At 55.4% G+C, this 11,182-nt stretch carries 8 protein-coding genes and 1 pseudogene; 7 read left to right on the forward strand and 2 right to left on the reverse strand.

Annotation, left to right across the window (positions count from 1 at the left end):
• Window positions 1-170: 170 nt before the first annotated feature.
• Entirely contained in the window at window positions 171-1,220 is a 1,050-nt protein-coding gene (locus ELY33_RS04865) for a LacI family DNA-binding transcriptional regulator (protein WP_244208562.1), read from the forward strand.
• Window positions 1,221-1,369: 149 nt separating this feature from the next.
• Here ELY33_RS04865 and gap read toward each other — a convergent pair whose 3' ends face one another.
• Window positions 1,370-2,374 carry a type I glyceraldehyde-3-phosphate dehydrogenase gene (gene gap, locus ELY33_RS04870; RefSeq protein WP_126944776.1) on the reverse strand — a complete coding sequence of 335 codons (1,005 nt, stop codon included), beginning with the start codon at window positions 2,372-2,374 and terminating at the stop codon, window positions 1,370-1,372.
• Window positions 2,375-2,585: 211 nt separating this feature from the next.
• On the opposite strand from gap, the gene pyk reads away from it, so the two are divergent.
• From pyk to pgi, 3 genes are read left to right on the forward strand one after another with little or no spacing between them, the layout of a single operon-like run.
• Window positions 2,586-4,052, forward strand: coding sequence for a pyruvate kinase (gene pyk / locus ELY33_RS04875; protein ID WP_126944778.1), 1,467 nt, complete (start codon window positions 2,586-2,588; stop codon window positions 4,050-4,052).
• Window positions 4,053-4,080: 28 nt separating this feature from the next.
• A complete protein-coding gene (locus tag ELY33_RS04880; RefSeq protein WP_126944780.1) occupies window positions 4,081-4,557 on the forward strand; it encodes a methylglyoxal synthase in 477 nt (158 codons plus the stop codon).
• Between the two features lie 44 nt (window positions 4,558-4,601).
• Window positions 4,602-6,266, forward strand: coding sequence for a glucose-6-phosphate isomerase (pgi, locus tag ELY33_RS04885; protein WP_126944782.1), 1,665 nt, complete (start codon window positions 4,602-4,604; stop codon window positions 6,264-6,266).
• Window positions 6,267-6,459: 193 nt separating this feature from the next.
• Here the strand turns inward: pgi and ELY33_RS04890 are convergent, their stop codons facing one another.
• Complete coding sequence (locus tag ELY33_RS04890) at window positions 6,460-7,326, reverse strand: hypothetical protein (RefSeq protein ID WP_126944784.1); 867 nt, start codon at window positions 7,324-7,326, stop codon at window positions 6,460-6,462.
• A gap of 228 nt (window positions 7,327-7,554) precedes the next feature.
• On the opposite strand from ELY33_RS04890, the pseudogene uraD reads away from it, so the two are divergent.
• The 3 genes and pseudogenes from uraD to ELY33_RS04905 form a co-directional block, all read left to right on the forward strand.
• Window positions 7,555-8,085 (forward strand): annotated as a pseudogene (gene uraD / locus ELY33_RS04895) (2-oxo-4-hydroxy-4-carboxy-5-ureidoimidazoline decarboxylase).
• 103 nt (window positions 8,086-8,188) lie between these two features.
• Window positions 8,189-10,861: a pyruvate dehydrogenase (acetyl-transferring), homodimeric type gene (gene aceE / locus ELY33_RS04900; protein ID WP_126944786.1), complete on the forward strand. Its 2,673-nt coding sequence runs from the start codon at window positions 8,189-8,191 to the stop codon at window positions 10,859-10,861.
• A gap of 58 nt (window positions 10,862-10,919) precedes the next feature.
• Window positions 10,920-11,182: biotin/lipoyl-containing protein (locus ELY33_RS04905; RefSeq protein WP_126944788.1), on the forward strand; the 263-nt coding region annotated here is incomplete at its 3' end.

The raw sequence follows: 11,182 nt of genomic DNA on the forward strand, positions 1-11,182 counted from the left end.
GTGCTGACGACCATTAATGTTCAACTGAGCCCACAGCGGCCTTTGATGAAATTCCCACCCTGTGTAATGGTGGTAAGAATAACGTCAAGGCCGTTATTTTGTGCGTGTGATTTATGTAGTTAACCTGCGCTGTAAAATAATAGTTAACCATTAGACAGGATAGGAAGCCCGTGACCGCCCATCGTCGAATGACTCTCAAGGATCTAGCCACAGAAATCGGCGTTTCTACCGCGACAATATCGAATGCATTTAACCGCCCCGACCAGCTTTCCCCTCTTCTGCGTGATCGCATTTTAAGTGAGGCCAAGCGCATGGGGTATAACGGCCCAGATGCCAAGGCGCGGAGCCTGCGCACCGGGCGATCAAGCATTGTGGCGGTTATTCTCGCTGAGAGCCTGACCTACAGCCTTAATGATGCTGTCGCCAGTGAGTTTTTATCAGGTGTCGCTGAAGTGCTCGATGCCCATGGTCATACCATGCTGTTACTGCCTGGCCGAGGCCATGCTTCCCAGCCACCAGGATCTGCCAACATTGCTGATGGCTTTATCGTCTACGGCCTAATGCCCAATAACAAGCTACTCAGCGAGCTTCCTTCGCAGCGCCCCCTGGTATCCGTCGATTTTGATATTGATGGCAGCCCGACTGTCCATATTGATGACCAGGATGCAAGCTACCATATTGCCCAGCACGCGTTAAAAACGCGACCAAAGCGGCCAGCGGTGATTAATCTTCGCCTGACAAAAGAGCATTGCAACGGGCGGGTTACCGCTGAACATACACTGTTACCCAATAGCAGCACCATTAGCCGTGCTCGCTTAGCAGGCTTTCACGCAGCGCTCAGTGAGTGGGGGTACGACACGGCGCAGATACCGCTTTGGAATATCGAAGAAAACGTGTTTGATATTTGCGCTCCGGTTATCACACAGATCCTCGACGCACCGGCTGACCAGCGGCCCGACCTGCTTTTGTGCATGTCCGACCGAATCGCACTGACTGCGTTAACCCTAGCGGAACAGCGACAGATTAACGTACCGGAAGCGTTGAGAATTACCGGATTTGACGGCATTGCGGAGGGGCAATACAGGTCGCCACGATTAACCACCGTTCGCCAGGATAGCGCCGATAAAGGCCGTGTCGCAGCGCAGATTATTTTGGGCCGTTTACCCAAACAACCACAACTGCTCAAAACAGAACTGATCGTGGGAGAAACTTGCCCATAGCCGCTAACGGTTTGTCGATAAAGCCCGGTCATCGCGTCTTGTTCATCACGTCTGGGTTATTACGTCTGGGTTATCACGTCTCGGATAGCACCTTGGGCAATACTTCTTTGGCGCGTCCCTGCGCCAGCGCAATAGAAAAATATGGCTGCTTACTGAGCAGATTTCTGCATAGCAATGGCGGTATCCAGCATACGGTTGGAGAACCCCCATTCATTGTCGTACCAGGCCATAATTTTCACCAAACGGCCATTCACCCGGGTGTGATTAGTGTCAAAAGTAGACGAATGCGCATCATGGTTGAAATCGATAGACACCAGCGGCTGTGCGTTTACGGCTAACACAGACGAAGTCGCCGCCGCTTTTTCAACAACCGCGTTGATCTCTTCAGCGGTAGTGTCACGGCCAGCGGTGAAGGTCAGATCCACCAACGAGACGTTGATCACCGGCACGCGAACCGCCAGGCCATCAAACTTACCCGCCAATTCCGGCAACACCTTGCCGACGGCAGCCGCAGCACCCGTCTTGGTCGGAATCATCGACTGTGTCGCACTGCGCGCCCGGTAGGGGTCAGTGTGATAAACATCCGACAGGTTTTGATCATTGGTGTAGGCATGGATCGTTGTCATCAGGCCATTTTCAATCCCTACGGCATCGTTTATAGCTTTCGCCACCGGTGCCAAACAGTTGGTAGTGCAGGAAGCGTTAGAGACAACGGTATCCTCAGCGGTCAACACACCTTCATTGACGCCATAAACGATCATCGCATCGGCGTCCGGGCTGGGCGCAGAAATCAACACGCGCTTTGCACCCGCTTCAATATGCTTGGCAGCCGCCTCGCGCTTGGTAAAAAGGCCGGTGCATTCCATGACGATATCGATGTTCATGGATGCCCAAGGCAAGTTGGCAGGATCTCGCTCGGAGGAAATCGCAATGCGGTCACCATCAACACGGATGCTCTCAGCATCGTGTTCAACAGCAAAGGGAAAGTGGCCGTGAACCGTATCGTGACGCAGCAGGTGCGAATTAAGCGAAGGATCGCCTAAATCGTTAATCGCAACCACTTGGACGCGATCCCGATAGCTATTTTCGTAAAGCGCACGCAGTACGTTGCGACCAATCCGTCCAAATCCGTTAATGGCAACTCTTATTGTCATGATGGCACCTCGATCAAGCAGTGGTAGTAAATGGCGTACCTGGTAAAAAAATTACTAAAAATACGTATTTATTCGCTCTAAAGTCGATAAAAGACTAATTAAACCGACTGTAAGGGCTTATAACGCTCCAATATGTAGTAAAATTACTATATAAAGGCTACCGTAGTCCAATAAATAATCACTGCCAAGATACTCAACAGGAGAAACCTTTATGACTCGCTCACCCTCTCCCTCCCCCCTTCGCCGCACCAAAATTGTCGCGACGCTTGGCCCAGCCAGTGACCGCCCGGGCGTATTGGAAGCCATGCTGAAGGCGGGCGTTGATGTCGTGCGGCTCAATTTCTCCCATGGGGCAGCCGATGATCACCGCCGCCGCCTCGAGGACGTTCGCGAAATCGCCCAGCGCCTTAATCGCAGCGTTGCCGCACTGGGTGATCTGCAAGGCCCAAAAATTCGTATCGCACGCTTTGCCGAAGGCGCCGTTCATCTGGAAATCGGCCAAGCGTTTGTGCTCGATATGGCACTGGATGCCAACAACGGCACCGCCGAGCGCGTCGGCTGTGATTACACATCGCTGATTGACGATGTCGCGCCGGGTGACCGCCTGTTGCTGGATGACGGACGTGTGGTGCTGGATGTTATCTCCATTGCTGGACAAGAAGTGCATACCCGCGTTCACGTGGGTGGCAAGCTTTCCAACAACAAGGGCATTAACAAGCAAGGCGGTGGGCTGTCGGCGCCTGCGCTGACGGAAAAAGACAGACAGGACCTGAAAACCGCGATTGATATCGGCGTTGACTACCTGGCGGTGTCATTCCCGCGCAGCGCCGCTGATATGCAGGAAGCCCGCGACCTGCTAGGCGAAGCAGGCAAGGAAATCGGCCTCGTAGCCAAACTTGAGCGCGCCGAAGCGGTGGCCAACGATGAGACCCTCGACGCCATTATCGAAGCCTCTGAAGCCGTGATGGTTGCACGGGGCGACCTGGGCGTGGAAATTGGCGATGCCGCACTTATCGGCACGCAAAAACGTATCATCAAGCATGCTCGCACCCTTAACCGCGCGGTGATTACCGCTACACAAATGATGGAATCGATGATCGAGTCGCCGCTGCCTACTCGCGCCGAAGTCTTCGACGTGGCTAACGCCGTACTGGATGCCACCGACGCGGTGATGCTCTCGGCGGAAACGGCCGCGGGCGACTACCCCGTCGAAACCATTCAAGCGATGGACAGGGTGTGCCTGGGTGCCGAGCGTGAACGTATTGCCCAGGAATCTGGCCACCGCATCCATGAAGGCTTTGCGCGTATTGATGAAACGATTGCGCTTTCTGCCATGTACGCCGCCAACCACTTGACCGGCGTTTGTGCCATTGCGTGCATGACCTCAACTGGCTACACGCCGTTGATTGCCTCACGCATCCGCTCTGGCCTGCCGATTGTCGGCCTTGCCCACAGCCCGATTGCCCAGCGCCGCATGGCACTGTATCGCGGCGTCGTATCGATCCCTTTCGACACCACTGACATGGACCCGAAAACGCTGAATAAAGAAGCCCTGAAGCTGCTGCATGCTCAGGGTTTGGCAGGCCCGGGCGAGCATGTCATTCTTACCCGTGGCGACCATATGAACGCCCACGGCGGCACCAACACCATGAAAGTACTGGCCGTTGACTCAGAATAAACGCACCCAATACCAAGAGAACCCAGCCATGACTGACGCACGCCCACCCCGTCAAGCCGTTCGCACCCTGCAAGCCCGCAAACGCATTGCATTGATTGCCCACGACGGCAAAAAAACCGAAATGCTGGAGTGGGCGACGCGTTGGCAGGACACGCTCGGCCAGCACACCCTGATTGGCACCGGCACCACCGCCGGGCGGCTTAAGAAGGCGCTGGGCCTTGAGGTCGAAGGGTTGATGAGCGGGCCACTGGGCGGCGACCAGCAAATTGGCGCACGCATTGCCGAACAGAAGCTGGACGTGCTGATTTTCTTCTGGGACCCGTTTGCCCCACAGCCCCACGACCCGGATGTCAAAGCACTGCTCCGGCTAGCCGCGCTATGGAATGTGCCAATCGCCAGCAATGCCGCCAGCGCGGATTTTCTGCTGTCATCGCCGTATCTCAACGAACGCTATGAGATGGCGATTCCCGATGCAGCGGCCTGGGCGCAGGCGCGTAGCCAATAAACCCAGTGGTCGACCCTACAATATCGAACAATAGCGAGCACTCCATGTTTCAACTCACCCGCAGCGTTACCTGGCAGGCACTCGAACGCCTGCGCGACACAACCGCCAACGACCGCATTCGTGATTATTTCACCCAGGATGCGCAGCGCTTTGAAAAAATGAGCCTTCGGGTGGGCGGCCTGTTTCTGGATTACTCCAAGCACCACGTCTCGGATGACGTGCTCAGCAAGCTGCTGGAGCTGGCCGACCATTCCGCCCTGGTTCAGCGCCGGGCGCAGATGTTCTCCGGCGACATTATCAACGTCACCGAAAACCGCCCGGTACTGCATACCGCTTTACGCAATTTAAGCGACGAGCCGGTGCATGTTGACGGCGATGACGTGATGCCGGAAATCAACCGCACCCGCGAGCAGATCAAGCAGTTCTCGGAAGCGGTAAGAAGCGGCGAATGGAAAGGCTATAACGGCCAGCGCATCAAGGACGTTGTCAATATTGGCATTGGCGGCTCGGACCTTGGCCCCAATATGGCGGTGCGTGCGCTGCTCAAATACCGCCACCCGGAACTCCACTTTCACTTCGTCTCCAACGTCGATGGCACCCATATCCAGAAGGTGCTATCGCGGCTCGACCCGGCGACCACGCTGTTTATCGTGTCGACCAAAACCTTCTCCACCCAGGAAACCCTGCTGAACGCGAAAACCGCACGACGCTGGTTCCTGGAAAATGCCGGCGAAGATGCCGACGTGGGTGCCCACTTTATTGCCGCTTCCACCAACCGCAAGGCAGCGATGGAATTCGGCATTCGTGAAGAGAACGTGTTCGAATTCTGGGCCTGGGTCGGTGGGCGCTATTCCATGTGGTCGTCTATCGGCCTGCCGATTGCGCTTTCGATTGGCTTTGACGGCTTTATCGAGCTGCTGGAAGGCGCCCATGAAATGGACCGCCACTTTATCGAAGCGCCCTTCTCGCAGAATATGCCGGTGCTGATGGCGTTGATCGGTATCTGGTACATCAACTTTATCGGTGCCGAAACCCAGGCCATCGTGCCCTACGACCAGGCGCTCAACCAGCTGCCTTCGTTCCTGCAGCAGCTGGATATGGAATCCAACGGCAAATCGGTGGATATTTTCGGCCATCCGGTCAACTACAAAACCGGCCCGATTGTGTGGGGCCAAACCGGCTCTAACGGCCAGCATGCGTTCTTCCAGCTGTTGCACCAGGGCACCCGCTACGTGCCGATTGATTTTATTGCCTCGCTGAAGCCCGAACCCGGCGTGGAAGACCACCACTTCGCGCTACTCACCAATATGCTCGCCCAGGCCAACGCCTTTATGGAAGGCAGCCAGGGCGACAGCAAGGAACTCAGCCAGCACGACCCCTACAGCTGCCCCGGTAACCGGCCTTCCAGCACGCTGCTGCTGGACGAGCTAACGCCGAAAAACCTCGGTGCGCTGATTGCCCTCTACGAGCACAAGGTGTTTGTGCAGGGTGTGATCTGGAACATCAACTCCTTTGACCAGTGGGGCGTTCAGCTGGGCAAACGCATTGCCGGTGAAATCAGCGAGCGCATCGACACCAACGCCGCCGACTTCGATGCCTCCACCCAGGGCCTACTGGAACTGGTGCGCGGGCATTTTCCCGATGGCGACAGCGAAAAACAAAGTTCTCCCTCCAATACTGACAAGAAGCCTGCCAGGAAGAAGCGCTAGGCTAGTTTTGTAAATGGGGGGAGTAATGAAAACAAACGCCTTGGCTGAAAAGCCAGGGCGTTTTGGAGCGCCTTCAGAACAGCGGCGTGATGTAATGGCCATTACGCCTTTTTAGTGAGGTTAAGTTCATTAAATAAGCAATCTCTGCCGGTGGAAAACCTCTCATCTGTTGCTGAACGAACTCGGATTGGTTTTAAAAGTGCCATTCCAGATTAAAGGTCATGGCATCGGTATCAACACCCGGTTGGCTGTGGTTACCGAACTTGTTGCGCCAATATTCATAACCGACGCCCATCCATAGGGAGTTTTCAGCGCCCCAGGCGACCTGCCCAACGTCTAGCATTAGCGAGGTGCGCATTAACTGCTCTGGCTTGGTCGCCTCCCCGAAGTAATCGGCTCCTTTTTCGCTGTTGTAGTTATAGAACCCTTGGAATTTTAACGGTAGCGCCGCCGCTTCAAACGGCAGCCCCCAGGCCAAGTTAATTTGGTAATAGGGATCAAACGAAATGCTGTTGTGGTTTTCTGGTAGCCCGCAGGGTGGCAAGCCGCAGTGGTTCCACTCACGGCTATAGAACAGGCTTAGATCCACAAAGCCTCTCGGCACATCAAATTTAAACGTTGGCCCCACCACTAACTGGCGTTTGCGTGGCGCAAAGCCGGTATTTTTGGTGTTTAGATCAAATCCAACGGTCAACGCCATGTCTTTGACAGGCCCAAAAGTGATGGGCTCATTGAATACCTCGCCCCCATGCAATTGATGACGATAGGCCAGATAGGCTTCGGTCGCTCCTGAATCACTGTTATTGGCGGGGTCTTGGCTACTGGACTGAAGGACATCCAAATTGAAAAAGTGTTGCCCCAATGAGTAACCACTTACATGGGTGAACTGAAGAATATGCTTTTCTACGTTCTCTGGGTTATTCGGCTCGGTAAACTGCGTTCCATAGCGATAGCCCACGAACGTATCGCTCCATGTCGCTGCCTGGGCACCTGTTGAGGCAGTGCCAAGAAAAGCGCCTATCGCCAGATACGCTGCCACCGCTTGATTGCTTTTCAGCATGCAAACCCCTTTGTTGTTTGATTTTGTTTTTAGAAATCTTTCTATAAAGGCTTTTTTATAAAGACCTTTTTATGAAGGGCTTTCTATAAAGCCCCTTCTAGTGCCGTTATGCCCGCTTCTCGCGGGTGCGATAGCGGTTTTCTTGCGAAAACGGCATATCTTAGAGTACATTTAGCCATAATTATTGTATACAATAAATAATATAAACAAATACAACAGGAGGATACAATGCCGCATTTTCTACACGCAGCCCGCCCCAGCCGCCTTGGCCTAGACGCTTTTCTTGAGCATTACGGGGATATTTTTGAACATTCGCCCTGGGTAGCAGAAACCGCTTGGAAACAGGGGTTTAGCGAAAAACACAACAACCCGGATGTGTTAGCTGACGGTATGGGTAGTGTGCTTAAGAGCGCTGATATTGATCAGCAAATTGCCGTTATTCGCGCTCACCCAGACCTTGCCGGGAAAGCAGCATTAGCGGGCGAGCTAACTGAGGATTCCACCCGTTAGCAGGCAGGTGCGGGGTTAGATCAGTGTTCAACCGAAGAGTTTGAGCGCTTTCAACGCCTCAATCAGGCCTATCAAGAGACGTTCGGCTTCCCCTTTGTGATTGCGGTTAAAGGGCTTGATCGACACACCATTCTTTATGCATTCGAAAAGCGCCTTGAAAACGACGCCGCTACCGAGCGTCAAACCGCTATTGAGCAAATCATTCAAATAGCGCGCTTCCGCCTGCACGCGCGTGCGGAGTCAGCGTAAATCCTTACGCGCTTAGCGCTTGCATTTCCCTTTTAGCCTGACCTTAGCTCGGCCCTTCAGGCTGTGAGACTTACCTTTTATCGTCATTCGGAGAGACCTCTATATGAGTCTGGAGACAAGAGAAGATCTCGATCCGCTCGAAACCACGGAGTGGCTGGAATCCCTGGAATCAGTACTGGATCGTGAGGGCGAAGATCGTGCTCGCTACCTGATGACCCGCTTGGCGGATCGCCTACGCCGGGATGGGATGAAGGTGCCCTTCTCGGTGACAACCCCGCACCGAAACACGATCCCTGTGCATCGTGAAGCACCGATGCCAGGCGACCTGTTTATGGAGCGCCGGATTCGGTCGTTGATCCGTTATAACGCGATTGCCCAGGTGATTCGTAATAACCGCGCCAACCCAGGGCTCGGCGGCCATATCGCCAGCTTTATGTCGTCGGCGACGCTGTATGATGTGGGCTTTAACCACTTCTTCCGCGCCCCGAAAGGCGATTTTGAAGGCGACTTGATTTACATCCAGGGCCACGTGGCCCCAGGGATTTACGCGCGTTCCTATTTGGAAGGCCGGTTGTCAGAAGAGCAGATGGACAGGTTCCGTCGTGAAGTTGATGGCGATGGTCTGTCTTCCTACCCGCACCCATGGCTAATGCCGGACTACTGGCAGTTCCCCACGGTGTCGATGGGCCTTGGCCCGATTCAAGCCATCTACCAAGCCCACGTGATGAAGTACCTGCATCACCGTGAGCTGAAAGACATGTACGACCGCAAAATCTGGTGCTTTATGGGCGACGGCGAGTGTGATGAGCCGGAATCCTTGGGCGCGATTTCCCTGGCGGGCCGTGAAAACCTCGATAACCTGATCTTCGTCATCAACTGCAACCTGCAGCGCTTGGACGGCCCGGTACGCGGCAACTCCCGCGTCATGGACGAGTTCGAAGGCGTGTTCCGCGGCGCCGGTTGGAACGTGATTAAGGTCGTTTGGGGCCGTCACTGGGATCCGCTGTTCGAGAAAGATAAGAAAGGCATCCTGCAAAAACGCATGGATGAAGCGGTCGACGGCGAGTACCAGAACTACAAGGCCAACGGTGGTGCTTACACCCGTGAGCACTTCTTCGGTAAGTACCCTGAAACCGAAGCGATGGTCAACGATCTGTCCGACGAAGACATCTGGAAGCTCAACCGCGGTGGCCACGACCCGTTCAAGGTTTACGCGGCCTACCATGAAGCGGTCAACCAGACCAACGGCAAGCCCACGGTCATTCTGGCGCACACCGTGAAAGGCTATGGCATGGGCAGTGGCGATGGTGAAGCCGCTAACGAAGCCCACCAGGTCAAGAGCATGGAATACGAAGCGCTGCGCACCTTCCGCGACCGCTTTGGCATTCCGATCACCGACGAGCAGCTCAAAGACGTGCCCTACTACAAGCCGGAAGAAGACTCCCCCGAGCTTAAGTACATGCACCTGCAGCGCGAACGCCTAAACGGCTACCTACCAAGCCGCCGCAGTGACTTTGAAGCGCTGGAGATTCCCAGCCTGGAAGACAAAACCTTTGCCTCGCAACTGGTCGGCTCCAAAGGGCGCGAAGTCTCGACCACCATGGCATTCGTGCGCATACTGAACGGCCTGGTGAAGGATAAAAAACTCGGCAAGCACGTGGTGCCGATTATTCCTGACGAAGCCCGTACCTTCGGCATGGAAGGCATGTTCCGCCAGCTCGGCATCTACACCTCCGAAGGCCAGAAGTATGAGCCGGTCGATAAAGGCCAGATCATGTACTACCGCGAGGACCAAAAAGGTCAGGTCCTTGAAGAGGGTATTTCAGAAGCCGGTGCCATGTCCGCGTGGATTGCCGCGGCGACCTCCTACAGCAACAACAACGTCACCCTGTTGCCGTTCTATATCTACTACTCGATGTTCGGCTTCCAGCGGATTGGCGATTTGGCCTGGGCGGCAGGCGACCTGCAAGCCCGCGGCTTTATGGTCGGCGGCACCGCCGGGCGCACCACGCTCAACGGCGAAGGCCTGCAGCACCAGGATGGCCACAGCCTGATTCAGGCCTCCACCATTCCTAACTGCCGCAGCTACGATCCGACCTACGCCCACGAAGTGGCGGTCATCGTGCAGGACGGTCTGAAGCGCATGTTCACCGATAAAGAGAACTGCTTCTACTACCTGACAGTGATGAACGAAAACTACGAGCACCCGGTCATCGACAACGTGCCCACCGACGATATCGTCAAAGGCATGTACCTGCTCAACGAAACGAAAGGCGACAAAGGCCGCGTGCAGCTGATGGGCTCTGGCACCATCCTGCGCGAAGTTGAAGCTGCCGCCGAGTTGTTGGCCAACGACTGGGGTATTGGCGCGGATATCTGGAGCGTGACCAGCTTTAACGAACTGCGCCGCGAAGCGCTACTGCTGGAGCGCGAAGCCTTCTTGAACCCCGACGTTGAGGGCAACAAGCCCCACGTCACCCAGTGCCTGGAAGGCCGTGACGGCCCGGTGATTGCCTCCACTGATTACATGAAGCTCTACGCCGATCAGGTGCGTGCCTGGGTGCCGAGCGAGTACACCGTGCTGGGCACGGACGGCTTTGGCCGTTCCGACACCCGCGAGAAGTTGCGCTACTTCTTTGAAGTAGACCGCTACTTCGTCACCGTGGCGGCGCTGCGTGCGCTGGCCGACCGCGGTGAGCTTGATCGTAAGCATGTCGGCGACGCGCTGAAGAAGTATGGCATCGACGCCAACAAGCCGAACCCGCTGACCAGCTAAACCGCTGCCCGGCGGGCAAACGCCCGCCGGCTCGATCCGATTTGGAAGGAGCGCGACCTTGAGTAGCGAAATCATCAAAGTTCCCGATATCGGTGGGGATACCGATGTCGAAATCATCGAGATTGCGGTGTCAGAAGGCGATGTCATTGAAGCGGAAGACACCCTAATCACCCTGGAATCCGACAAAGCCAGCATGGATGTGCCCGCCCCGAAAGGCGGCAAGGTCATCAAGGTGCTGGTCAAAGAAGGCGATACGGTCTCGGAAGGCGACGACATCGTTGAACTGGAGGTCGAAGGCGGCGGCGACGCATCAGCCCCCGC

The sequence above is a fragment of the Vreelandella andesensis genome, from assembly GCF_003989795.1.
Lineage (GTDB): Bacteria > Pseudomonadota > Gammaproteobacteria > Pseudomonadales > Halomonadaceae > Vreelandella > Vreelandella andesensis.

Bases quoted from the DNA above. Each gene is read 5' to 3' on its own strand.
- gap (WP_126944776.1), bottom strand. From the start codon at position 2,374: ATGACAATAAGAGTTGCCATTAACGGATTTGGACGGATTGGTCGCAAC.
- pyk (WP_126944778.1), top strand. From the start codon at position 2,586: ATGACTCGCTCACCCTCTCCCTCCCCCCTTCGCCGCACCAAAATTGTC.
- ELY33_RS04880 (WP_126944780.1), top strand. From the start codon at position 4,081: ATGACTGACGCACGCCCACCCCGTCAAGCCGTTCGCACCCTGCAAGCC.
- pgi (WP_126944782.1), top strand. From the start codon at position 4,602: ATGTTTCAACTCACCCGCAGCGTTACCTGGCAGGCACTCGAACGCCTG.
- ELY33_RS04890 (WP_126944784.1), bottom strand. From the start codon at position 7,326: ATGCTGAAAAGCAATCAAGCGGTGGCAGCGTATCTGGCGATAGGCGCT.
- aceE (WP_126944786.1), top strand. From the start codon at position 8,189: ATGAGTCTGGAGACAAGAGAAGATCTCGATCCGCTCGAAACCACGGAG.